Raw genomic sequence first — 24,918 nt, 5'->3', positions numbered from 1 at the left:
CCTTTCCGCAGTCCCCTCCGGCGGCCCGCCGGGCGTCATTCCCCGTAGCTGTCTCTCGCTTGGTGCGTACGGACCAGACGCACCATTTCCTGGTGCGTGCGCACGAGTTGTGTCGAGACATCGCCGACCACGACGGGGAGAGGCCGGGCGGCGGCCTCTGCCATGCCGCCCGGCGCCATGCCCCCGCCCCGGTCGGTGCTGCTCACCCCCTGATCGTCAGCCAGTCAAGCGCGGCGACCTGCCGGCCGCCCTTCGCCACGAGGTAGAGGTCGTGGGTACCGGTGACCTCGCGCTTCAGGCGCACCGGTTGCTCCCGCCACTCGTCGTCGTCGTCGGCCCGCACAGGCACCACCCCGACCAGCGGACCGTCCGGCGCGTCCAGGCGCAGCTGGAGCGAACAGGTGCGTGCGCAGGAGGACGCGCTGCGCACGGTGAGCTGCCTGCCGTCGACGTTCACCTTGCGGAAGCCCACCCGGTCGCCGGAACCGAGCACCCCGGTGGCGGCCGTGCCGCGCTCCACGCCCTGTACGACCGTGGCCTGTTCGGCCTGGAGGGTGGTGGAGGCGTCGGGCCCGTCGCCGTACAGGCGCAGGTCGTTGACGACCCAGGGGACCGGTCCGCTCGCGGTGAGCGTGATCCTGAGGTAGCGGGCCGTGGTCTGCCGGGGGAACACCGCGTCCTGTGTGAAGGAGCGGCCCGAGACCCGGGCGAGCGGCTCGCCCCAGTGAGTGCCGTCGCGGCTGACCGAGACGGAGAAGCCGTACGGCTGGCCGCTGGTGTCGCGGCCGGCGTCGAGCGAGATCCGGTCGAAGGTCTTGGCCCGGCCGAGGTCCACGGTCAGGTGCTGGCCCGGGGACTGCGGACTCGCCGCTGTCCAGCGGGTGTTGATGTCACCGTCGGTGACGGCGGTGGCGTCCGTGCCGTCACTGGCCGTCGTGGTCCAGGTGCCGTGCCGCACCCGTTGCCGGCAGTCCGGCAGATTGCAGCCCGTCGACCAGATCGGCGCGCCGTACTCGTACGCGCCCTGGTCGGGGCCCGCGCCCCGGACGTCCGTCGTGATGCCGTCGATCGTCTCGCCCGCGTCGATGGCGGGGGAGTCGGGCGTCAGCCACAGTTCGCCGTTCACGGCGTCCGTGTAGCCGGGCTTGTCGCTGATCAGGTTGGAGCGGACCACGGGCAGTGGGTCGCCGGTCTGGGTGGCGCTGATCGGCTTCGGGCCGATGATGTTGCTGATGTACGAGCCGGAGGCGTCCGTCGCACCGCTCAGCAGCACCGAGTTCTCGCTGATGCCCACGCCGTAGCTGGAGTTGTGGTCCTCGTTGGCGATGCTCGGCCCGGTGTGGCCGTTGAAGAAGGTGCCTCGTCTGCCTGTGTTCCAGGCGACGTTGTGGTGCAGCCGGAAGTGGCCGGAGTAGTTGTCGACGTAGAAGCCGACCTGGCCGTCGGCGTCGTGCGAGGTGTTGTGGTCGATGGAGGTGCCGGTGCCGTTCAGGCTGCAGCAGACGTAGAAGGGAGAGCCGTCGCGCGAGGTGCGCATGGCTTCGGACATGTCGTTGTAGGCGATGTGGTTGTCGTGGAACTCCGGGCCGTTCAGCTGCCAAGCCGTGTCGATGGCGGCTCGTCCCGTGCGCCTGATCGTGTTGTGGGTGACCGTGTGGCCGTTGCCGTTGACCTCGATGCCCGGTGTGTAGCTGCCCATCCAGCCGACGTCGTGGATGTAGTTGTTGGTGACGGTGTTGCCGGTGCCGCGCAGCAGGACGCCGTCCCCGGCGGACTGGGAGATCTCGCTGTTCTTCAGGGTGTTGCCGGAGCCGAGGATCTGCACGCCCGAGTCGAGGATCCGGGACGCGACGATATGGCCTTCGAAGGGCGGGATCGCGAGATCGCTGTCGGGCGGCATGGGGAGGGTGGAGAACTCCGAGATGTAGGTGGCGCGCAGCCGGTCGACCACAACTCCCGTGCTCTCACCGCCCGTTCGGAGTGACGTGCCCCACAGATTCAGGCCGCGCACGGTGACGTACGAGCTCCTGCTCAGGTCGACGCCCCACAGCCGGTGCTTCGCGGTCACCGTGTGCCCGGTCATACCGCCCTTCGGCGACACCATGTAGAGCCGCTGTGCGGCCTCGTCGTAGTACCACTCCCCGGGCTGGTCGAGGGCGGCCTTGGAGCCGACAAGGTAGTAGTTGCGATAGTTCTGGTTGCCCATGCACAGCGGCGGGCAGCGGTAGTTGCCGCCCTTGAAGTCCAGCTTGCCGGGTGCGGTCGCCGTGACCGTGCCAGTCTGCTGGGCCCATGGGTTGGAGCCCGCCCAGAGGTGCACGGTGGCGCCGGTCCAGTCGGCGTCCGGCAGGTCGGTGTCGTCGATGTGCTGGTCGGTGGAGGTCGCGTCGGCCTCGGCCCAGGTGGTGTTCAGCGGATCCGAGCCCGAGTTGGGCCAACGGCCCTCCTGCGCACGGGCGTTGTCCAGGAAGACCGCGTTGAAGTCGGGGTCGGGGGGAAGGCCGGTGTCGGCGGCGACCAGGCCGTCGCCCGCGTCCTTCCAGCCGGTCACCGGTTCGGTCCCGTCGACAGTCACGGGGCCGTCGCCGTATGCCGCGACGGTGATGGGGGCGTCCTCGGTTCCGGAGGGCGGGGTGAGCTGCTCGCGGTAGGTTCCGCGGTGGATCAGGCAGGTGTCGCCCGGGCGGACGCGGGAGAGGCAGTCGCCGATGGTGCGCAGCGGTCTCGCCACCGAGCCGTAGGCGTTGTCACTGCCCGAGGGGGCGACGTGGTAGGTGCGGCCGGGGCCTGCCGCCTGCGCGGGTCCCTGGACCGGGAGGGCCAGCAGTCCCGTGACGGCAGCCAGTACTAATAGGTTTCTGAGCCTTCTGGTTCTCATGTCCCGCCTCCACTCGTCGAGGATTCCGGGGGGTTCGTCGGGGGATCCGGGGGTTGTCGCCATGCCTCCTCGGCCTCCGGATCGTCCGGAGCGCCCAGCACCGCGCATCTCAACCAGTGTGCGCCCGGCGGAAGTTGGCCGGTCAGCATGGGCAGTGCGGTGCGCCGGGCAAGGACGTTGGTGCCGGGCAGGCAGTCGACGATCTCACCCTCGCGTCCGTCGTCGAGGTCCCGCAGGCCGGTGAACCCTGCCGGGGCCGACGCCCGGGCGTAACCGGTTCCGGCCGCGCTCGCAACGCCCGTATCGCGGTCGACGGCGAAGGCGCCCTCGGCGGTGTGCAGCGCACGCTCGGTCCGGAGGTGGTGCGTGCGCAGCTGCCACGGAGGAGCGGCGGTCCGCCAGGTGGTGATCTCGACGTCCGGCCAGGGCCGCCAGGTGCTGCGGACCGTGTCGCCCTCGACGTCCGGGGCGGTGGGCTCCTCGCGCACCCGGTAGTGGGACCCGCCGTCGTCACTCAGGGCCAGCATCGAGTCGTACGCTCCCTGCGTGAGCCCCAGCGAGCCGTTCGGCAGGCTGAAGCCGAAGCGCGACGAGTACGCGAACTTCGCGTACTTCTCCTCGCCGTACCGCACCCAGGGGTGGTGCTGGCGCCCGGCGAGCAGGGTGACGTCGCCGGAGGCGCGCATCAGCACCGCCCCTGCGTGCCGTTGGGCATGGACGGCCGGCAGCGCCGGCGCCGGCTCCTCGGCCGAGGTCCAGAAGGCGTGGTCCTCCGGCAGCGCGAGCGGCAGGAACGCCTTCAGCGACCAGTACGGCGAACCCGGGGCGTTGTACTGCTCCGCGAGGGCGGGCTGCGGATAGCCGTACCCGATGGACAGCAACCCGTCGGGTCCGGTGACCGGTCGCCCTTCCCACCAGCGCAGATGACGGAGCAGATAGCCCTTGACGACACCCCAGGGCAGCGCGTCCACCCCGGCGAAGGGCAGCGCGCCCCAGAAGGCGGCCTGCGCCCAACGGTAGGCGAGGCTGCGGCCGTAGGGGACCGCGGCGCCGTCGTCCGCGAACCAGTGCCGGAAGTCGAGGGCGAACCGCGCCGCCCGCTCCTTGAAGCGGTCCCCGCCGGTGAGCGTGTCGTACAGCAGTCCGTAGAAGTGCATCGCCCACGGCACGTAGTAGTCGCGCCGCTCGGTGGGTCCATCGGAGTACCAGCCGTCGCCGAGCCAGAAGCTCTCCAGGCGGGTCAGCCGGGCGGTGACGAGCGAGCGGTCGTACGGCACACCCACCCGGCCGAGCCCGAGACCGATGAGCACCGGGAAGAAGTGCCAGTTGTTGTCGGCCGTCTCGCGCGGCAGGGCGGCGCACAACCAGCGTGCCAGCCGGTCGCGTTCGCGGCCGCTCAGCGGATCCCACCACTGCTCGGGGGCGAGGGCCAGCGCGAAGCCGATCGCGGCCATCTCGACGATGCGCTGGTCGCGGTCGCGGGGTTCGCCCCAGTACTCGCCGTGGTCGGGGTCGCTGCCGTGGGCGAGGCCTCGAAGCCACAACTCGGCATGCGGTACGGCTCCCTTGCCCGCCGCCAGGGGAGCGAGTCCCCACAACGGCCGGGCGAACGACTCGAGTTCGGCGGCGGTGTCGTCATGGATCGCGGTGTTCACACCGAGCCGTACGCGAGCCCCGCCGACGCTGAAGTGCGACACGAGAGGGGCCACCAAGTTCCGTACCTGATCCTGTAGGTGTGCGCGCATGAGCCGCGTCAGCCCTTCTCCACCCAGCGTAATTGCGATAGTTTTCGCAACTCGTGACCGCCCCGGAAACGTAGGAGATTCATCCGATGACGTCAACGGTTCGGACAGGATTTGACCCCGGGAGGCGGCGCACCCTGGCCGAAATCGCCGAACAAGCTGGCGTTTCGGTCTCCACCGTCTCCAAGGTGCTGCACGACAGATCCGATGTCTCGGCGGAAACCCGGGCCAAGGTGCAGCGCATCCTCGAGCAGCACGGCTATCTGGCGAAACACCGTCCCGCGGCCACCGCGGCACCGCCTGGTGGCCTGATCGACTTCGTCATCAACGAACTGGACAGCCCCTGGGCCGTGGAGCTGATCCGTGGTGCGGAGGGCGTCCTGCACGACGCGAACATGGGGCTGGTCGTCTCGGCCACGCACGGCCGTACCAAGCGTGCCCGGCAGTGGCTGGACTCGCTGGCCACCCGGTCCACCCGCGGCGCGATCCTCGTCGTTCCCGAACTGACACCGGAACAGCACGAGGAGCTGGGCCGGCTCGGCATCCCGTACACGCTGGTGGCACCGATCGACGAACCCGCGCCCGGGACGCCGTGGGTGGGTGCGACCAACTGGCCTGGCGGTCTTGCCGCCACCCGCCATCTCATCGAGCTGGGCCATCGACGGATCGCGATCATCAGCGGTCCCGAGCGCCGGCTCACCTCGCGCGCTCGGGTCGACGGCTACCGTTCGGCGCTGGCGGAGGCGGGGCTCCCCTTCGACCCGGCGCTGGTGCGCTACGGCGACTTCACCCACAACCTCGCGCACCAGCACGCGTTGGAGCTGCTGGCGCTGCCCGAGCGCCCGACCGCGGTCTTCGCGGGCAGCGACCATCAGGCGCTGGGTACCTACCGGGCCGCCGCCGAGCTCGGGCTGCGGATCCCGGCCGACGTCAGTGTGGTCGGCTTCGACGACCTGCCGTTCGCCGACTGGGTGACCCCGCGGCTGACGACGGTCCGTACCCCGCTGGCCGACATGACCGCGCTCGCGGCCCGGATGGTGCTGCGGCTGCTGTCCGGTGAGCAGCCGGAGACCACCCGGGTGGAGGTGGCGACGGAACTGGTGGTGCGGGAGAGCAGCGCGCCGCCACCGGGCCATGGGTAAGTCATCGTTGGTCAGTCATCGGATGAATAGCCGAGTGAGTCATCCATATTGACGCACCATTGGCCTCTTCCTACCCTCCCGTCTAAACCAAATCGTCGGATCAATCGGACGGGAGATCGATGATGGGAGTCAGTAGACGGGGGTTCCTGGGCCGCGTCACCGGGAGCGCCGCCGCCGAGCCTTGACCCGTCCCCCGGCCCAGGACGTCAGGGGGTGAGCTGCTGGTGCCCTATGACGGAGAGCAGTTCGAGCTTGCTGTGGCTCTCCGTGCCGGGCCGGGTGGTCAGCACCACCAGGGTCTGGGCGCGGTTCTCGGTGAACAGGACTTGGGCGTCGACGTCGATGCGGCCGAGTTCGGGATGGAGGACGGTCTTGCAGTCGTCGTAGCGTTGGGCGACCTCCTGAAGTTCCCACATGCGGACGAACTCGGGGCTGTGTTCCTGGAGTTCGGCGAGGATCCGGGCGGCTCGGGGGGTGTCGCTGCCGGCTGTCAGCGCGGCCCGCAGGCGTGCTGCATGGGCGCGGCCGTGGTGTTCGTGGGTCTCCTCGGGATACACCAGACGCTCGGCCGGGTCCATGAACCAGCGGTAGTAGCCGCTGCGGGCCAGACCGGTGTGGCGGGTCAGGTCGCCGACCAGCGCGACGGCCAACGGGTTCATCGCGAGGGTGTCGAACAAGTCGGTCTGCACCAGGGCCGGGGAGTCGTCCAGGCGGTCCAGGACCCGCATCAGCGTCGGGCTGACATGTTCGCAGCGGTGGAAGCGGGCCGGGGCGTTGTGGCCGATGAGGACGAAGAGGTGGTCGCGTTCGTCCAGGGTCAGCCGCAGTGCCCGGGCGAGAGCCGTGGTGATCTGGACGGAGGGCTGCGGAGCACGCTGCTGTTCCAGCCGGGCGTAGTAGTCGGTGGACATGCCGGCGAGCTGCGCGACCTCCTCGCGGCGCAGCCCCTGCGTACGCCTGCGCGGCCCCTCGACCAGCCCGACGTCGCGGGGGCGCAGCATCTCACGCCGGTGGCGCAGGAATTCCGCCAGTTCCTTCTTGTTCATGCCCCCATCCTCGCCGCATCCCGCCCGGCTATCCAGAGACCAGCGATCCATGGCTGAGCCCTCCTCTTCCACCCGCGCGAAGCCGCTCATACGGCCGACGCCGAGGGCGCGCGCCGCCAGACGACCATGGTCACCTGAGCTCCATGAGCCGCTGGGACATTCGCCGGCTGTCGGCGGTGCGCCGCAGGCCGTCGGTCTGGAAGACGGCCTGCGGCGACGGTCCACCGTCGAGGACGCCCAACGCTTGGGACCGGCCGACCACCCCGAGGCGGGTCGAGCTCGCGTTCGTCCATGATGTGGCCCCACAGGGCCCGCCCGCGTGCTGTTGTTCCGCGTCGGTCATTACAGGTCGGTCAACTGCCGCTGATCATGGCGAGGACGTCGTCGTAGGAGCCGGTGGCCACCGCGTCGCGGATGAACCTGGCGCGCTCGACGACAATCTCCTTCGCGTCGGGCTGCTCGCGCAGGAGGCCGAGGGTCTCGGTGAGGAAGTCGTCCAACGGCATGGACTGGTCGCTGTCCTGCTGGCCCATCAGCGACGTGCGCACGCCCGCCGGGACCACCTCGATCACCTGGACGCCGGCGTCGGCACCGGCGAGCTGGATGCGCAGGCTCTCGGAGAAGGAGTGCAGCGCGGCCTTGGTCGCGCTGTAGGTCGGGGTGCTCTGGTACGGGACGAACGCCAGCGCCGAGGTGACGTTCATGACGACCGCGTCGTCCTTACCCACCAGCAGCGGCAGGAAGGCATACGTCATCCGGATCGTGCCGAGCAGATTGACCGTGACGTGGTCCTCGGCGACCGGGAGTCCGGCCGGGTCGAGGAGGTTCTCCCGCAGCATGATGCCGGCATTGTTGACCAGGACGTTCAGCCCCGGGTGGCTCGCCGCCACCGTCTCACGGGCCCGGGCGATCGAGTCGGGGTCCGCCACATCGAGGACGAGCCCGTCGATGCCCGGGTGCTCGGCCGTGATCTCGTCGAGGAGTTCCTTGCGCCGGCCGGCGACGACCACCTTGTTGCCGGCCTCGTGCAGACGCAGGGCCAGGCCGAGGCCGATGCCCGAGGTGCCGCCGGTGATCAGGATCGTGTTGCCGGTCATCTTCATGGGGGTCTGGCTCCTTCGGTACGGCGGGCCGGTGAGCGCCCGCGGCCTCGACCGTAGAGGCGCCCGCTCAGGGGCGGGAGAGGACGGCTTATCCATGGATCGGCGGTCCCTGGCTGAGCCGTAGAAGACGCCCCACAGCCGGTCAGCGCGTCCAGACCAGGCACAGCGAGCCGCCGGTAGGAGACCCCGGTGGCCAGGATCACAGTCTGTGCGGTAACGGCGGATCCGTCGTTGAACCGCAGCACCCGCGCGGACCCGGCCGGCTCCAGCGTCCGCGAGCCTCCGCAGCAGCACTGCTCCCGCGTGCCCAACCAGGGTCTTCCCATCAGCCGCCACCGACAGCCCATGGCCCCACCCGGTACGCCAGACCACCAGAAAGGATTCCTGACCCTGAACCGGTACGAACTCGACACTCGCATCCTTGCAGCTCAGCGGCACCTTCCGCTGTCAGGACGTCAGCTCACCCCATTCCGCTGAATAGCCGGGGTTGGCCCAGGGAGCGGGCAACCGCGGACGGTCCTGCGGTCTTCCCTCCAGCCCGATGCTGGTGGTGGCCCGGACGACGGTCGGCACCGTGCTCCGGTTGTGGACCTCGCTGCACGGCATACGGGCATGAGCACCGTTTGGTCGCCGATGAGAAAGCGGTCGTAGGGCTGCTGGAAAGCAACGCGGGCTGCCGGGCCGCCTGCCCTGTACCCCGAGTCGGCGAGACGAAGAGGTAACGAGCGCGTCCGTCGACTGTGCAGCACCCAACCACGGTCGCTCCGTCGGTTCGTACGCGAGGGTCCATGTGCGATCTCAGTCGCCTGATGGCCGTTCGGCGGTCAGCGGCTCGGCTCGTAGGTGAGTTGCTTGACATGCCGCAGGGTCAGGGCGGTTTCCACGGCCTGCACGCCGTCGAGGCCGCCGATCTTCTCGCTGAGGTATGTGTAGAGCTCGCTCGTGCTCGAGGTGGCGACGGTGGCGACGAGGTTGGCCTGGCCAGTGGTGGCGCCGGCGAAGCGGACCTCGTGGTGTTCTGCCAGCTTCCGTCCGGCGGCATCGAGTGCGGAGGGGGCGACGCTGAGCCAGAGCATCGCGCTGATGCCGTGTCCGAGGGACTCGCGGTCATGCTGCACTTTGAAGTAGAGGATGCCCGTGGAGCGCAGACGCTCCAGGCGCCGCTTGACAGCGGACTCCGACTGGCCGGTGCTGGTCTGCAGCTCGCTGAAGGTTGCTCGGCCGTCGCGCCGTAGCACGGCGAGCAGCGCCTCGTCCGCTCCTTCGAGAGCGATGGGGGCGGCTATCGGCTCGCTGTACGGGAGACGCAGTGCCGCCTCCTGGTCGGGTTCGAGCGCTTGAGTCTTGTCGAGCCAGCCGAGGGGACCGCCGTAGAAGGTGTGCAGCAGGCAGTGGGCGCTGACCGAAATGACCTGAGGCGTGCGTTGCAGGCGGTCGAAGAGCAGTTCGTCGCGGGCCTGTCGGCTGAGGGGTTTCATGGCACACAGCACTTCGGTGCCGCCGGAGATGAGATCGACGTGCGAGGTGTCGGGGCGCCGGGCCAGCGCGTTGGCGAGTTGTTCGGCCACGTCGGGAGTGCAGCGCAGCCGGACGATCCAGCTCTGGCGGCCCAGCAGGCTCTCGTCGGTCATACCGACGATCCTGAGTCCGGCGGTGGTGCGCAGTTTGCGGAAGCGGCGGGCGACGGTCTGGTCGGACACTCCGAGGATCTCGGCGATACGGCTGAACGGCGCCCGCCCGTCCACCTGGAGCGCGTGCAGCAGCTTCAGATCAAGCGCGTCGGGCGAAGGGGACTGCATCGATGGCTCCTGTTTCGAGCGGGTGATGTTCACGTCATGTCGTACGTACGACAGCGCTGTGTGGCCTGGGACCGGAAGGGTCCGGTCCCAGGCCACTGAGCGGCGCCGTGCCCGTCCCCACGGACGGCGCCTGTACCAGCGCGGTGGCTATCCGCTCCTGAGCCGTGCCGGTACGTCGGGTGTTACCTCGGTGCAGGGCCGGCGCTCACTGAGGGGCGGCGGCTGACTGCGGCCGGGCTGCCGTCCGAGTGTCGGCGGTGGGCAGGTCGGGGGTGCGAGGCCCTTGGTCGGAGGCAGCCGGGCCTGCGGCCGGTAGGGCCGACTGCTGCGGCCGGCGCAGCAGGACGAATCCCACCGCGGCTGCCAGCAGGGTGAGGGCGGCGGCGACGACCAGGCAGAGCTGAAGACCGTCGACGAATGCCTGCGACAGGGCGCCGAGGACACGCGGGGCGTCCGCGCCCATGCGAAGCCCGCCGACCGCACTCAGTCCGCCGGCGTCCGCGGCCTCGGTGACGCGCCGGACCGTCGCCCCGTCCAGCCCCGCGGCGGTGAGATGTCCGGGCAGAGCGTCCACGGCCCGAGCGGACAGCAGCGCTCCCAGGACAGCGGGGCCGAGGGCGGCGCCGAGCTGACGGAAGGCGTTGTTGGTGGCAGCGGCCATACCGGCCTGGTGGAACGGCACCGAACTGACGGCGGTGGCGGTCATCGGGGTGATGACGAAAGACACGCCCAGGCCGAGCAGGGCCAGCCGCCAGGCCAGTGAACCGAACGAGGTGTTGGCGCCGATCGTGGTCAGCGACAGCAGCGCGACCGCCGCGAGCAGCAGGCCGCCGGGAATCAGCACCCGAGAGGGCACCCGGTGCACCAGGCGCCCCATGGGGACACCGAGGACCAGCGGCACTATGCACACCATCAGCAGCCGCCAGGCCGATTCGAGGGTGCTGAGCTGCTGGACCATGCCGAAGTAGAGGCTGAGGGCGAAGAAGAACCCGATGAGCCCGAGAAAGCTGATCATGGCGATCAGTGCGGTGGCGGTGAAGGAGGGGCTGCGGAACAGTGTCAGGTCCAGCATCGGGCTGGAGCTGCGCCGCTCCACCAGGACGAAAGCGACCGATGCGACGACGGCGGTGGACAGGGCAAGCATCACCTTGGTGTCGGTGAAGGAGTTGGCGCCGCCTTCGATGATCCCGTAGACCAGAGCGGTGATGGCCAGCGCGGAGGTGAGCTGGCCGGGCCAGTCCAGTCGGCGCGTGCCTGGGGCACGGGAGTCGGTGAGCAGCTTCGTCGAGACGACCAGCGCGAGCAGCGAGGCGGGGACGGGCAGCAGGTAGAGCCAGCGCCACGCGAAGTGGTCGAGGATCACGCCGGCGATGACGGGGCCGAGTGCGAGGGCGGCTATCAGGGAGGTCGCCCACAGGCCGATGAACTTCCCGCGCTCGCGCGGGTCGGGGACGGCGTGGCTGATCAGGGCCAGGGTCGTGGGCAGCAACGCGGCCGCGCCCAGACCGGCGAAGGCCTGCCCGGCCCAGACGACCTCGATCGACTGGGCGCACAGTGCGGTCAGGGCACCCAGACCGCTGAAGGCCAGGCCCGCCTGGAAGACCTTCTTGCGGCCGTGCACGTCACCGAAGACGCCCGCGGTGAGGATGAGCGCGGCCATGGGCAGCACGAACGCGACGCTCACCCAGGACAGCTGCGAGGTCGATGTGTCCAGCGCCCGCTGAATGGCGGGCAGGCTCGCCGAGACGGTGGTCACCGGCAGATAGGCGACGAACACGCCGACGCAGGCCATGACGAGTGTGGGCACCCGCCGGTCCTGCGGCGCGTTCGCCGTGGTCGTGACGTTCACGAAAGACTCTCTCCCTTAGGCGCCAGGCGCTGTGATCGGCTGGCTTCCGCCGCAACGTTCCGCCCCGCCGGAAAGCCGAAGCCAGCCACGACCGCCGGATCCCGGAAAACCGACATCCGAGCCTTCGGTCCGGAGAAAGTCCGACACCGCAAAGAACAACGGCCAACAGCTCCCTGCCCCACACTGCGAAGACGGCGCCGACCAGCGGTGCCCGACCACCCGGACGTCGGACGCGGCGGGATCCGGCGTCGTCGGCCACGCCTCCAGGAGGCTGCCGACGACTGCGTACGGATGCTCCTCCGGCGGGTTCCACGGCTTGAGAAGACAGTGGTCGAGGTCGACCACGTATGGCATCGATAGGCCGTCGCAGCATGGGCTCGTCGATGTAGCAGCAGCGCCGGTCCTCGCCGGACGCGAAGGACCGGATCACCGGATGGACGGATGGACGGTCCCGCTGAAGTGGGCCGTGGCGTGTTTGCCGGGTGAGCAGTCGCATCACCCGACGTGCCCGAAGGTCTGACAGAGCGGCGGGTGCAGCCGTCCCGGCCGCGCTGGAATGCGGGCCCGGCGCCGGCGCCGGCGAGGGCGAAGGTCGTCATGATCAGTCCTTGTGTGGGAGGGGGCGGTTGCGTCCCGGAGGGCGTGCCCGGTCACGGGGTCAGTAGGGGGCGTTGAGGGCGCGACGCTCGTCGACTGCCTGGTGACCCGGCCGGTGGATCGGGCCCGTGCCCAGGGTCAGGGGCAGGCCCGTGCCGTGGTTGGTGTGAGAGATGATCTCCGCGGTGATGGAGATCGCCGTCTCCTCAGGCGTGCGCGCACCGAGGTCGAGACCGATCGGGGAGCGCAGCCGAGCCAATCGGTCCTGCGCGACGCCCGCCTCGCGCAGGAGACGCAGGCGTTCATCGTGAGTCCGACGGGATCCCATCGCGCCCACGTAACCGACGGGCAGATCGAGTGCCAGCCGCAGCAGGGGGATGTCGAACTTGGAGTCGTGGGTGAGGACGCAGACGGCGGTACGGCCGTCCACCTCGGTGCGTTCCAGGTAGCGGTGCGGCCAGTCGACCACGACCTCGTCCGCGTGCGGGAAGCGTGCCGCGGTGGCGAAGACGGGGCGGGCGTCGCACACGGTGACCCGGTAGCCGAGGAAGCGGCCGGCCTGGCTGAGCGCGGTGGCGAAGTCGACCGCGCCGAAGATCAGCATGCGGGGGCGGGTCGCGGCCACGTGGACGAGGACGGAGAGCCGGTCGGGGCATGTGTCCGCGTCCCCGCCGAGCGAGACGAGCGCGGTGCGTCCCGCCCGCAGCTGGGCTGTGGCCCGGTCCGCCACCGCCTGGCCTGTTGGCCCTGCGGCCAGCGTCCCGTCGGCGATCCAGCTGTCACCGAGAACGCTCAGGGTGGCGCCGATCAGTCCGTCGGGCCCGTCGACGACCTGGGCCACGGCGGTGGGTCGGCCCCCGGCAACCTCGGCGAGGGCCGCGCCGAGATGCGGCCGGGTCGCGGGGTCGATGCGCTGGACGAGGACGTCGAGTTCGCCGCCGCAGGTCAGGCCGACTGCGAAGGCGTCGTCGTCGGAATAGCCGAACCAGGCGCGCTGGGGTGGACCCTGGTCGTGGAGGACCTGTCGGCACAGTTCGTAGACGGCTCCCTCGACGCAGCCGCCGGAGATGCTGCCGACGGCGTTGCCGTCCTCGTCCACCGCGACCGACGTACCGACGGGCAGGGGTGCGCTTCCGGTGACGTCGACGACGGTGGCCAGGGCGAAGGGGCGTGCCTCGCGGCACCAGCGGTGCAGTGTGTCCGCGATGTTCAGCATGGGTCGTTCTCCGGGTTCGCCGTGGGGAGGGAGGGCGGGTTGCCGCCACGCGCGGACGCTGAGCGCATACGCGGGGCGACCCTGGTAGGTCCGGCGGTCGGACGGGGACCGACGGCCGGAAAGGCCGGTGGCATTGAAGACCGCGTTGGCGAACGGGGCCTGCGCCGTGCAGAACAACACCCGGGCAAGCCCCGGATGTGCATTTCCGGGGAGGCTGAATTTCCAGTGATCCCGGTCGACTCGTCCTGCGTCGACAACGAGCCTCCGTCGCTTGGGTGGTGCGACGTCGGTCGCACCACCCAGGCACTCCTGCCCGGAGTGATCCTGACAAGTTGACGGCCTGCCTACATCACGTGCTCGATCCGGATGGGCAGCCGGTTCTGTCGCTGTCCGGTGGCGTGGAAGACCGCGTTCGCGACAGCGGCTGCCGCGCCGATCATCGTGACCTCGCCGAGGCCCTTCACCCCGACGTCGTTGAGGAGCAGGTCGGGCTCGTCGATGAAGTCGAAGTCGATCTCCTGTATGTCGGCGTTGACCGCGAAGGGGTACTCCTCCAGCGTTGTGTTGAGGAATCCGCCGAAGCGCGGGTCGACCTCGCTCGACTCCCGGAGCGCCTGGCTGATGCCCCAGATCACGCCCCCGCGGACCTGACTGGCCGCGGTGACCGGGCTGGCGACCCTGCCGCAGTCGGCCACACACAGCGCCCTGGGCACACTGATGCGCCGTGTCGTGGCCTCGATGCGGACCTCGACGAAGTGAGCGGTCCAGCTGAAGGCCGTGAAGTCCGGGAAGACCGGACCTGCGGCGGAGAACAGGCCGGCCCGTGAACGGTCGAGCATCTCGGGGGGCTGGCCCTGTCCCACGGAGGTCACCTCCACCTCCGGCGACCCGTGTCCGGTGGCTCGAACCGCGGCTGCCACATCCACGGTCCCGGTGTCGCCCGTGCCGAGCTGCTTGCGCAGCTCGCGCAGTGCCTTGTGCACCGCGGGCAACGCGGTCGTGGTGCCCCACGCACCGGCGGTGAGATGCTGCGGCGCGAAGCGCGTGTCACCGACCCGTACGACGACGTCCCGCACGGGAACACCGAGGTCCTCCGCGACCAGGAGAGCGATGGCCGAGCGGATGCCCTGCCCCATCTCGTGGCCGTCGACGCCGACGGTCACCCGGCCATCGGCTGCCGCGGACATACGGGCCACGGCCGGAGCGACCATGACCGGGTGGGCGCCGACAGCGACGCCCAGGCCCACGAACGATCCGTCAGCGGCACGCATCGACCCCGGCCGCGGATCGCGTTTGCCCCATCCGAACCGCTCCGCACCCCGCGTCAGACACTGCGCCAGGTGGCGGGAGGAGAAAGGCAGACCGGTGACCGGGTCCGTGGCGGTGTCGTTGGCCAACCGCAGCTCGACCGGGTCTTGGCCGGTGGCGTAGGCCAGTGCGTCGATGGCCGACTCGAACGCGAAGCTGGCCGGGCCCTCCATCGGAGCCCTCATGTATCCCGGTGTCTGGACGTCGGTCTGAACCAGGCGCTGACGTCCCCCGAAGTTGGGTACGGCGTACAGTCTCGACGTCATCTCCGTGAACATGGCGGGGTACAGGTCGTGGCGGGACGTCTGGTGCTCCGCGTCGTGGAGGGCGGCCAGGAGCCGTCCCGACGGGTCGGCGCCGAGCCGGATGCGATGACGACTGACCGGCCGGAAGCTGCCGGTGTGGAACGTCTGCGGGCGCGGAATGACCAGCTTGACCGGACGCATCAGCCGGCGTGCGGCGAGCGCCAGTGGCCCGATGTGCGGCTGCAGTGCGTTGCGGGATCCGAAGCCGCCTCCGATGTAGGGCGAGATCACTTCGACGTCGGCCGGATCGAGGTTCAGTTGCGTGGCGACTCCGTGGCGGAGTGCGCCGGCGTTCTGGGTGCTCTCGTGCACTACGAGCCTGTCGCCCTGCCATTCCACGACTGAGCTGATCAGTTCCATCGGGACCTGGTGCTGGGCCGGGTGCAGGTAGGTCTCGTCGATCTGCACCGGGCTCGCCGCGTACGCGGTCTCGGCGTCGCCCACCTTGACGTCGGGAAACCAGGACAGGGCTTCTTCCTGGAGGACGGAAGTGGCGCCTTCGTCGTCGATTCCGACGGCGAACGGCTCGGTCTCGTAGCGTGCCCGGACGAGTTCCGCCGCCTCGGTGGCGGCGACCAGGGTGTCGGCGACGATCAACGCGATCGGCTGTCCTCGGTAGGCGACGACATCGCTGAGCAGCGGCTGCAGGCTCTGGAAGGCGAAGCCTCCGCCCATCAGGAACCCGGGGCCACGCAGTTCGTCCTCGTTGAACCGGGTCAGGACCAGACGGACACCGGGGACCGCCTCGGCCGCGGCGGTGTCGATGGCCACGGTGCGGCCCTTGCCGATCGTGGCCAAGGCGAACATGGCATACGCCAGGTCGTCCGGGACGCGGTCGGCGCCGTAGCGTGCGGTGCCGGTGACCTTTTCGTGGGCGTCGACGCGGCGCAGGTCTGGGTTCTTCATCGGGCGGCTCGCTTCCCGGCGGTGAGCAGTGCGTCGGTAACGGTGCGGATGCCCAGTTCAACTCGGAACGCGCCGGTGCGAGGAGGGCGGGCGTCGGCGAAGGCGACTTTCCCCGCGTGGCGGGCGGTTTCCATGGTGAGTTGTTCGCCGATCAGTGAGCGTTCCGCTGCCGTCGCTCGCCAGGGGCGCGTGGCGACCCCTCCCAAACCGATCCGGCAGTCCGTGACCATTCCCTGTGCGTCCAGCGTCACGGCGGTGGCGGCCGAGGTGAGGGCGAAGGCGTAGGACTCCCGGTCACGGATCTTGTGGTAGGTGGAGCCGCGACCGGCGGGTGTCGCGGGAATGCGGATCCGCAGGATCAACTCATTGGGAGCCAGGGTGTGTTCGAGCAGGGGGTTGTCTCCCGGTTCGACGTGCAGTTCGCCGAGCGGTAGCGTCCGCTCGCCGCCTGGGCCGACCACGTCGAGTTCGGCGTCGAACGCGATCAGGGCTACGGCCCAGTCGCCCGGGTAGGTGGCGATGCAGGTGTCGCTGGTGCCCAGCAGCGCGTGGGTGCGGTCGAGTCCCTCGAGAGCCGCACAGCCGCTGCCGGGATTCCTCTTGTTGCAGGGGAACTCCGCTCCGCCGCGGAAGTAGCCGCATCGCGTGCGTTGCAGCAGGTTCCCGCCGACCGTCGCCATGTTGCGCAGTTGCTGGGACGCCGCCCGCCACAAGGATTCCGACAGCGCCGGATAGTCGCGGCGTACGACCGGATGGTCGGCGACCTCGGCCATTTTCGCTCCCGCACCGAACGACAGTTCGCCCTCACCCGTGCTGATCTCGGTCAGCTCGGCGAGACGGTGAATGTCGATGACGGCCGGCGGAGCCTCGATGCCGAGCTTCATCAGGTCGTACAGGGTCGTGCCACCGGCCAGGAGCTTGGTGCCCGGCTCGGCGGCGGCCAGGGCATCGACGGCCCCGGCGACGCTGTCGGGCACTACATAGGCGAATGAGCGCACCGTCTACACCTCGGTCTGCTTGGTCTGGTCGGCCACCCGGCGGATGGCGGCGGTGATGCCGACATACGCGCCGCATCGGCACAGGTTGCCGCTCATGTACTCACGGATGTCGCCGTCGGTCTCGGTGTGGCCTTCGGCCAGGCAGGCCAGGCCGGACATCACCTGCCCAGGTGTGCAGTAGCCGCACTGCAGGGCGTCGCAGTCGACGAACGCCTGCTGCAACGGGTGCAGCGTGCCGTCGGGGGCCGCGACGCCTTCGATGGTCATCACGTGCTGTCCCGCGACCTGGACCGCCGGAGTCAGACAGGACACGACGCGACGGCCGTCGATGTGCACCGTGCAGGCGCCGCACTGGCCCTGATCGCACCCCTTCTTGGTTCCGGTCAGCACGAGACGCTCGCGCAGCACGTCGAGCAAAGACTCGCGAGGATCCAAAGCGAGGCACACCTCCTCGCCGTTGACGGTGAAGGCCGTCTCGACAAGGTCAGTCGGCGGCCTCGTGGTCGTCGATGTCTTCATCATGGCTTCCCAATCCTTTGTGACAGGGCCCCGACGAGGGGGGAGCAGGGGAGACTGGGGTCTCGCTCCTTCGTTGCGGCGGGCCGGTGAGCGCCTGCGGCCTCGACCGTAGGGGCGCCCGCGCAGGGGCGGGAGAGGACGGTTTATCCATGGATCGGCGGTCTCTGCCTGGTGGAGTGGTCCCACCCAGCGGATCCGGTGTCGCTTCTGCGTCGCGGCATCCGAGGACAGCCCTGGACGCGCCCACACTGGCTCCCCTTCTGACACAGGGAAAAGAACGGTCCAACCGCCCTGGGGCCCAAGCCCCTCAGACAACCCACACAGGACACATCCGCCAGGGTGGTGCGCAGTGCTCCTGATGGCCTGTGCATCCTTGGTGCGGCTGAGTATCACGGGGTGGTGCTCCATGCGGTGCGATCAGACTTTTGTGGCACTTTCCAGTGGCTGTGCGCCTGTGAGGTGCAGAAGCATGATGGTGCGCCCGGTAGCGTGCGTGTCACTGCGAGGCCGCTGGGAGCAGCAATCACGATTCCGGTCTCCTTGAGAACCCGCCCCGTGCCCAGGAAAGCGACGCGGGGTCCCCGCCCCGCCCGGGTCCACACCAGGCGGAAAGCGTCCGGCGGGGCGGATACCGCAGCCTCCGAATCGCCGCAGCCGGCAGCGCCACAGGCGGCAGGTACCGCACACGATGAGCACCCGCACCGCACCCGGCGGCGACGGCCCACGGTCCACCGGCAGGCCTCCAAACCCCGCCCAGCACGACGGACCGCTTCCCAGCATCCAGGAAAACCCAGGGAACCTCAGCTCATCAGCGACGCTGTCCCTGGTCGGTCGTCGGTACGTCGCGTTGCCTGCTCAAGTGACATCGCGGAGGGCTTCGCACCATGTCTGACCAGCGGGCGCCTTCGGGGGATGTGGGCTCGATGGGGGTGGTGCCTGCCAGAGACGATCCGCGGGGTGCGCCCCTTCCCCGGGCTTTACCTGGGCGCCGAGACCTGGTCCCTGGGCGAGCGCACAGCTGTGGAAGGAGGCTCGAATGCGCCCTGCTCCGAACTGAGCCCGTCCAACAGGAGGTCACCGAGCTCGGAGAAGGCGTCGCCAGCGGTCAGGCCGGTCCTCTCCAGGAGGACCCCCGACTGAACCGCGTCGATGGTGACCGCCACGACCTGGGCTGCGAAATGACCGTTGAGCGCGCGGAAAGCGCCGGTCTGCACGCCCTCCTCGATCAGTTCGTGGACCCGGCGCGCCGCTGCGGCGGAGTTCGTGCGGTAGATCTGCGCCGTCGGTTCGTAGCCCACCATGTCGTCGTAGAAGGCGTGGGAATGCCGGCGCATGGCCGTGCCGACGCCGGCGAGATAGACCCGGATCCGCTGCCTGGGGTCGGGCTCGGCCTGGACAGCCCGTTCGATCTCGGCTGTCGCATCCCGGAAGAAAGCGCGGGTGACCGCCAGGACCAGCTGTTCCTTCGTGGAGGCGAGGCTGTACAGCGTCGCCTTGGAGCACCCCAGTCGCTGGGCGAGCTCATCCATGGTCACCGCGGTGAAGCCTTCGGTCAGGATGATCGCCTCGGCCTGGCGCAGCAGTTCGTCCCGCCGACGAGTATCGACGACCCGCCTGCGCGCCGTGCGGCGCGGGCGTCGGTCGCGTGAGTCAGGTTGGGCCGTCACCGCAGCAGTCTCCCATGAGCTTCTCCGCCGGAAGCGGCGGGTGGTCGTCCGGGCCGGAAGGCCGACCATTACAAATGGGTACCAACGTACCGTCTAACGTACCCATGTGGAGTGTCCCCGTGAGTGACGTTCAGACAACGGTGTCGGAACTCGCAGGCGATGTCCGCAGCAGCAGCGGACCGCCGTCGACATCGATGAGGACCTAGCCCTCTTGAGCCTCCGGATCCGCAAGCTCTCGTACGACCAGGGTGCCAGGACCCTCGAACGCGGCGACGAGTACACCCTGCATCAGTACCTCCGGTCCCAAGGACCATGACGAGACGATCACGGCTTGCACAATTGCTGACCGGGTCGGCGGCGTCACTGTTCTCGACGATCACCTCGCACGCAGCAGCTGGGCGTGGGTGTCTACCACTACGGGGGTCCACCGGGCTCGATGTCACCACCGCGGTGGTGGTGACCCGGAGCATCGCTCGATATCAGTGGTGCGCGTTGTCGCTACGGCCCGGTCAGTGGGTGGGCCGGACGACGAAGGCTCATGCAGCGGCTGATCACCTGCTCGTCCGCCCGGTTCGCGGTTACCGGATCGAGGATCCGATGGAGATGCCGCCGTCCACGTCCAGGACGATGCCGGTGATGTAGCCGGCGGCTTCGCTGGCGAGGAAGGCTGCGGCTTCGGCGATGTCCTCGGGCGTGCCGGTGTGGCGCATCGGGACCTTGTTGGTGAGTTTGTCGCGTGCTGGGCCGTTCATGGAGGCGAGCATGGGGGTGTCGATGAGGCCGGGGGCGATGGCGTTGGCGGTGATGCCGTGGCGGGCGCCCTCCAACGCGAGGGTGCGGGTCATGCCGACGATGCCGGCCTTGGCGGCCACGTAGTTGGTCTGGCCGAAGTTCCCGCGCCATGACATGGAGGAGAAGCTGATGATGCGTCCGTAGCCCTGGCGTTTCATGGGTCCGAACGCGGCGCGGGCGCAGTGGAAGCCGCCGGTGAGGCTGACGTCGATGACCGCGTGCCAGTCGTCGTCGGTGATGTCCTCGACGCGGTTGTCGCGGATGATGCCGGCGTTGTTGACCAGCACGTCGAGGCGGTCGAGATCAACGGTGACACCGGTGATCCAGGCATCGACCTGGGCCGAGTCGGTCACGTCCACCACGTCGGTGCGGAGTTTCGCGGCATGGGCGTCGGTAATGGTCCCGGTGGCGTCGGTGAGGGCCTGTTCGTTGACGTCGGCCAGCGCGACCGTGGCGCCCTCGGCGGCGAACCGGGTCGCCATGGCGAGGCCGAGACCTTGTGCGGCCCCGGTGATGGCGACGACCCGTCCGTGGTAGCGATTCACTCGTTGTCCGCTTTCGTGGTGGTGTGGGGTGCGAGGAAGGCCCGCAGGGCGTCGGCCACGGAGCTCGCCGACCAGTTGTCGGCGAAGGTGGCCAGTTCCTCGCGCAGGGCCTGCTCGGGGGCAAGGCCGTCGATCTGGTGCAGCAGCGTCTTGAGCCGTTGCTGGGCGGGGCTGTTGCGGTCGGCCAGTTGCCGGCAGATGCGGGTGGCGGTGGCGTCGAGGTCGGCCTCGGGCACGATCGCGTGGATCCAGCCGGTGTTCGTGAAGGCGGTCGCGGGCAGCAGTTCGCCGGTGAGCAGGAGCCAGCGTGACAGTCCGCGTCCGACCGCACCGGGCAGCCGGACGCTTGAGCCGGCGGCCGGTACGAGCCGCCGGTTGAGGTGCCCGTCGCCGATGAGGGTGGTGTCGGCGGCGACGACGACATCGCAGGCCAGCGCGAGTTCGAGGCCCCCGGCGACGGCGTGACCGTGCAGCACGGCGACCCAGGGTTTCGGGCTGGCCGCGATGCGGCTGAAGCAGGCCGATACGTCGGTCAGGAAGTCGACCGGGTTGTCGCCCCGCTCGTGCAGCTGAAGGAACTGGTGGAAGTCCCCGCCGGCGCAGAAGCTCGGTCCCCGGCCTGCCACGGCGATGACCGCGGTGCCGGGGTCGGCCTCGGCGCTGGTGATCTGTTTGTCCAGGGCTTCTACCAGGGTGACGTCGAGGGCGTTGCGCCGCTCGGGGCGGTTGAGCAGCAGCCAGCGGACGGTGCCGCGTTGCTCGACGAGCAGAGGTTCGGTGTCGGTCAACGGGGCTCCGGGGTGGAGAGTTCGGTGCGCCGGCGGCGGTTGCGCAGCAGGTAGCGCTGGGTCTTGCCGCTGGGTGTCTTGGGCAGGGCGTCGATGAAGTGGATCGTGCGCGGGTAGGCGTGGGCGGCGTAGCGGGTCTTGACCAGCAGCTGGAGTTCGGCGGCCAGTTCCGGCGAGGCGTCGTGGCCGTCGCGCAGGACGACGTACGCCTCGATGACCTCGCCGCGGACGTCGTCGGGTGCGCCGATGACGCTGCACTCGGCGACGGCGGGGTGCTGGGCGAGGACGCTCTCGATCTCGAACGGCCCGATCCGGTAGCCGGCCATGATGATGACGTCGTCGTCGCGGGAGGCGAAGAAGAAGTCGCCGTCGGCGTCAATGCGCCCCGCGTCGCCGGTGAGGTACCAGCGGCCGTCGGCGGTGAACTTGGCGTCGCTCTGCCCCGGGATCTGGTAGCCGCGGAAGGTCATCAGCGGGCTGGCGGCGACATCGATTGCGACCCGGCCGAGCACGCCTGGTTCGGCGGGCTCGTCCTTCTCGTCGGCCAGGACGGTGACGCTCCAGCCGGGCAGCGGCCGGCCCATCGATCCGGCCTTGAGGGGACGTGCGAGTTCGGGATGGTGGTGGTTGGCCAGGGGCATGCCGACCTCGGTCTGGCCGAAGTGATCGTGCACGGCCAGGCCGAGCGCCGAGTCGGCCCACTCGTTGACCTCGGGAGTCAGTGGCTCGCCCGCGCTGGACGCCCGTTCCAGGCGCAGCCCCCGCGGCACGGGCACCGGCGAGGAGCGCAGTCCCCGGTACACCGTCGGGGCGGCGGTGAAGTCGGTGACCTGGTGGTCGACGAGGGTGCGCCAGGTCGTCTCGGCGGAGAACCCGCCGGCCAGCAGCAGGCTGGGGATGCCGGCGGCCATCGGGGCGACGATGGCCGCGTACAGCCCGTAGGCCCAGCCAGGGTCGGCGGCGCACCAGTAGCTGCCGTCCCGGGTGACACCCAGGCCGTACTCCAGGTAGACCTGCCATCCGGCGACGTAGGAGACGGGGTGGATGACCCCCTTGGGCTTGCCGGTGGTGCCGGAGGTGAACATGTGTACCAGTGGTCCGTCCCCGCTGGTGGGGAGGGCGGGTACCGGCTCCGGCGACGCGGCCGCAATGAGGTCGGCCAGCGACACGTCACCGTGCTGCGCGCCGCTTCCGGTGACGACGAGGCGGCGCTGGGGGTCGTCCGGCATGTCGGGGCCCGGGTCGAGTTTGTGGCGCTGGTCCGGGTCGACGACCACCACACGGGCACCTGCGCCTTCCAGGCGCAGCGCGATGGCCTGGGGTGCGAAGGCGGTGAACAGCGGGACGTAGACCGCACCGAGCCGCCAGATCGCGAGGATGACGGTGACCAGGTCGGTGCTCTTGCCCATCAGGGTCGCCACCCTGTCACCCGGACCGACGCCAAGCCCCTGCAGCGCCCTGGCACAGCGGTGCGATTCCGCGGCGAGCTCTCCGAAGGTGAGCGTGGAAGGCTCACCGGTGCCGTCGACGACGGTGAACGCGACGCGGTTGTCGGGATGCTGGTCGCACAGCAGCCAGGCCACGTCGACGGAAGGAGCCGCGAAGGTCGCGGTCAGTTCGGCGACCCGGTCGGCGGCGCTCATCGCTGGTCCTCCCGATCGATGACCGGCAGCACCAGACGGCTGGGGTGGTCGGGGCCGTGATGGATGTGGTTGACCGCGGGAATCATCTGCTCCTCGCCCTCACGGGCGATGACGCCGCCGGTGTTGGTATTGCGGTCGTAGCGCGGGAAGTTGCTGCTGGAGACGTCCACGCGGATGCGGTGACCGGGAAGGAACACGTTGGAGGTGGCGGTCATGTCGACGGTGATCTCGTAGACCGTGCCGGGCTCCATCAGTTCTTCCGTGGCGAGGCCGCCTCGGTAGCGGGCGCGCAGGATCCCGTCGCACAGGTTGATCGCCCTGCCGTCGGGGAAGACGTCGACGAGCTTGGCGGTGAAGTCGGTGTCCACCGCCGACGAGGAGACGAACAGGGTCAGGCTGACCGGACCGGTGACCTCGACGGGCTCCTCCAGCACGGGGCCGGCGAAGCACAGGACGTCCTCGCGGCCGGCGACGGTCCGCTGGTCGACCGGGCCGCAGAGTTCCAGCGTCACCGGCATGGACGCCCCGCCGGCCGTGGGAACCGGGCGGCGCGGGTCGTAGAGGTAGGTGTCGTGCCCGGCGCCGGCCGGCGGCTCGGTCGTCAGCACGCCGTCGCCGCCCGCCGTGTTGGCGTGGCCGGCGCTCGTGAGGTGGAAGTCGGTCCACCTCGTGTCGGGCAGCGGCCACTCCTGCTCGTCGCGCCACTGGTCGATGCCCATGACGAAGATCTTCACGGGTGCCACGTCGTCGAGAGCGGTGGTGTCGCCGCGGAGCCAGCGGTCGAAGAACTTCACATGCAGGCCGGTCAGGCCCAGCATCTGGGCACTGGCCAGTGGACCGAAGGAGCGGTCGGGATAGACGCCGGTTGAGGAGATGTGGTCCCACGGGCCGATGATCAGCCGTTGCCCCTCGCGCGCCTGCGCACTGCCGGCCTGCCGGCGGGCGGTGGTGTAGGTGCGGACGGTCTGGCCGATGTAGAGGTCGTACCAGCCGCCGATGTTGAGCGCCGGGGCGGTGACGTTCTTGAGCTCGGGCGTGAGCTCCATGGCGTCCCAGTACCCGTCGTGGGAGGGGTGTGCCATCCAGTCGTCCCACCACTTTCCGTACGCCGCCAGGACCGGAACCTCGGCCGTCGGCAGCACCTCGTTCAGCGGCTCCGGGAACAGGGCCGCCTGACCGAGCTGCTGCAGCTGCGACAGGGTGTCCTCGCCGGCCGCCAGGGACCGCTGCGCGTCGGCCGCGTACATGATGGCGTTCCACATCGTGACCAGGCTCAGTGAGAGCGCACCGCCCGCGGAGTACCAGGGCGCCTCATAGTTGTCGATCGAGGTGAAGGCCGGCGCGATCGCTTTGAGGGCGGGGGCGCCGGTGGCGGCGGTTTCCCACTGGACCATCCCGAGGTAGGACGGCCCGTACATGCCCACCGTGCCGTCCGACCACGGCTGGTCGGCGATCCAGCCGACGGTGTCCTCGCCGTCGGCCCGGTCGGCCATATGCGGAACGAACTCGCCTTCCGAGCGGTGGGTGCCCCGGCAGTCCTGCACCACCACCGCGTACCCGGCCTCCACCAGAGCCAGGAGGTCGGGGATGGCTGACTGGCCGAAGCCCATCACGTCCTTGCCGTACGGCAGGCGCACGAGCAGCGTCGGAGCCTCCCCCTCGGCCGGATGCCACACATTGGCGGCAAGAGCTACGCCGTCACGCATCGGAACCTGAACATCTATGTCGTATAGGTGCTGCATCGGTGCTCCTCGTTGAGCTGCCGGCGTCGTCCTGGATTTGGGTACGTTAAGAGGTACGTTCGTACCCTGTCAATTACCGGAGTATTGCCGGAGAGGAGACCTCCCGCGATTCACCTGCGCGGCCTCCCCCGCCTGAGCTGGCGACAGATCGCCCGACGGCGGGAACAGCCCGGCGAGGGCCCCAAGGCCCGCGAGGCACAGGTACCCGGTGCGGCCCGAGGCCCCCGGCAAGCCGTCGACTGGGCGGAGACCCTGCTGCCCACCACCCCGGGACGGAGCTGGCCCGTGACATCGCCCGCACCGATGAGCTGAAGAAGGCGGTGGCGACCGAGA

Annotated in this window: 17 protein-coding genes; 1 reads left to right on the top strand and 16 read right to left on the bottom strand. The window is 69.7% G+C overall.

Annotated features, from left to right (window positions below; all coding sequences use genetic code 11):
• Positions 1-35: 35 nt before the first annotated feature.
• Genes ACYVO6_RS15290 through ACYVO6_RS15280 form a run of 3 tightly spaced genes read right to left on the bottom strand, consistent with a single transcriptional unit; the run spans position 36 to position 4,623 of the window.
• A complete protein-coding gene (locus tag ACYVO6_RS15290; RefSeq protein WP_461061447.1) occupies positions 36-206 on the bottom strand; it encodes a hypothetical protein in 171 nt (56 codons plus the stop codon).
• Positions 203-2,878, bottom strand: coding sequence for a discoidin domain-containing protein (locus ACYVO6_RS15285; RefSeq protein WP_461061445.1), 2,676 nt, complete (start codon positions 2,876-2,878; stop codon positions 203-205). Before ACYVO6_RS15285 ends, ACYVO6_RS15290 begins: the two co-directional genes overlap by 4 nt.
• Positions 2,875-4,623: a DUF2264 domain-containing protein gene (locus tag ACYVO6_RS15280; RefSeq protein WP_461061443.1), complete on the bottom strand. Its 1,749-nt coding sequence runs from the start codon at positions 4,621-4,623 to the stop codon at positions 2,875-2,877. The genes ACYVO6_RS15285 and ACYVO6_RS15280 overlap by 4 nt, the downstream gene beginning before the upstream one ends.
• A gap of 86 nt (positions 4,624-4,709) precedes the next feature.
• On the opposite strand from ACYVO6_RS15280, the gene ACYVO6_RS15275 reads away from it, so the two are divergent.
• Complete coding sequence (locus ACYVO6_RS15275) at positions 4,710-5,762, top strand: LacI family DNA-binding transcriptional regulator (RefSeq protein ID WP_461061441.1); 1,053 nt, start codon at positions 4,710-4,712, stop codon at positions 5,760-5,762.
• 206 nt (positions 5,763-5,968) lie between these two features.
• Here ACYVO6_RS15275 and ACYVO6_RS15270 read toward each other — a convergent pair whose 3' ends face one another.
• From ACYVO6_RS15270 to ACYVO6_RS15210, 13 genes are all read right to left on the bottom strand, one after another.
• Positions 5,969-6,808: a helix-turn-helix transcriptional regulator gene (locus ACYVO6_RS15270; protein ID WP_461061439.1), complete on the bottom strand. Its 840-nt coding sequence runs from the start codon at positions 6,806-6,808 to the stop codon at positions 5,969-5,971.
• Between the two features lie 353 nt (positions 6,809-7,161).
• Complete coding sequence (locus ACYVO6_RS15265) at positions 7,162-7,911, bottom strand: SDR family oxidoreductase (RefSeq protein WP_461061876.1); 750 nt, start codon at positions 7,909-7,911, stop codon at positions 7,162-7,164.
• An 824-nt stretch (positions 7,912-8,735) separates the two neighbouring features.
• On the bottom strand, positions 8,736-9,710 hold the full coding sequence (locus tag ACYVO6_RS15260; RefSeq protein WP_461061437.1) for an Lrp/AsnC family transcriptional regulator: 975 nt from the start codon (positions 9,708-9,710) through the stop codon (positions 8,736-8,738).
• Between the two features lie 205 nt (positions 9,711-9,915).
• Entirely contained in the window at positions 9,916-11,559 is a 1,644-nt protein-coding gene (locus ACYVO6_RS15255; protein ID WP_461061435.1) for an MFS transporter, read from the bottom strand.
• 658 nt (positions 11,560-12,217) lie between these two features.
• A complete protein-coding gene (locus ACYVO6_RS15250) occupies positions 12,218-13,372 on the bottom strand; it encodes an XdhC family protein (protein WP_461061433.1) in 1,155 nt (384 codons plus the stop codon).
• 344 nt (positions 13,373-13,716) lie between these two features.
• On the bottom strand, positions 13,717-15,891 hold the full coding sequence (locus ACYVO6_RS15245) for a xanthine dehydrogenase family protein molybdopterin-binding subunit (protein ID WP_461061431.1): 2,175 nt from the start codon (positions 15,889-15,891) through the stop codon (positions 13,717-13,719).
• Positions 15,888-16,889, bottom strand: a complete 1,002-nt coding sequence (locus tag ACYVO6_RS15240; protein WP_461061429.1) for an FAD binding domain-containing protein — start codon at positions 16,887-16,889, stop codon at positions 15,888-15,890. Before ACYVO6_RS15240 ends, ACYVO6_RS15245 begins: the two co-directional genes overlap by 4 nt.
• Before the next feature lie 3 nt (positions 16,890-16,892).
• The gene (locus tag ACYVO6_RS15235) at positions 16,893-17,411 is read right to left on the bottom strand and encodes a (2Fe-2S)-binding protein (RefSeq protein WP_461061427.1); all 519 of its coding nucleotides are present in this window, start codon (positions 17,409-17,411) and stop codon (positions 16,893-16,895) included.
• A gap of 974 nt (positions 17,412-18,385) precedes the next feature.
• Positions 18,386-19,075, bottom strand: coding sequence for a TetR/AcrR family transcriptional regulator (locus ACYVO6_RS15230; RefSeq protein WP_461061425.1), 690 nt, complete (start codon positions 19,073-19,075; stop codon positions 18,386-18,388).
• Between the two features lie 578 nt (positions 19,076-19,653).
• Positions 19,654-20,412, bottom strand: coding sequence for an SDR family oxidoreductase (locus tag ACYVO6_RS15225; RefSeq protein ID WP_461061423.1), 759 nt, complete (start codon positions 20,410-20,412; stop codon positions 19,654-19,656).
• Positions 20,409-21,200: an enoyl-CoA hydratase/isomerase family protein gene (locus tag ACYVO6_RS15220; RefSeq protein ID WP_461061421.1), complete on the bottom strand. Its 792-nt coding sequence runs from the start codon at positions 21,198-21,200 to the stop codon at positions 20,409-20,411. The genes ACYVO6_RS15225 and ACYVO6_RS15220 overlap by 4 nt, the downstream gene beginning before the upstream one ends.
• Complete coding sequence (locus tag ACYVO6_RS15215; RefSeq protein WP_461061419.1) at positions 21,197-22,843, bottom strand: AMP-binding protein; 1,647 nt, start codon at positions 22,841-22,843, stop codon at positions 21,197-21,199. The genes ACYVO6_RS15220 and ACYVO6_RS15215 overlap by 4 nt, the downstream gene beginning before the upstream one ends.
• Positions 22,840-24,585 (bottom strand): CocE/NonD family hydrolase, encoded by a 1,746-nt coding sequence (locus ACYVO6_RS15210; RefSeq protein WP_461061417.1) that lies wholly within the window; start codon positions 24,583-24,585, stop codon positions 22,840-22,842. The genes ACYVO6_RS15215 and ACYVO6_RS15210 overlap by 4 nt, the downstream gene beginning before the upstream one ends.
• Positions 24,586-24,918 lie beyond the last annotated feature (333 nt).

Source organism: Streptomyces pseudoechinosporeus (assembly GCF_054783935.1).
This window is presented reverse-complemented; position numbering and strand designations above follow the sequence as displayed.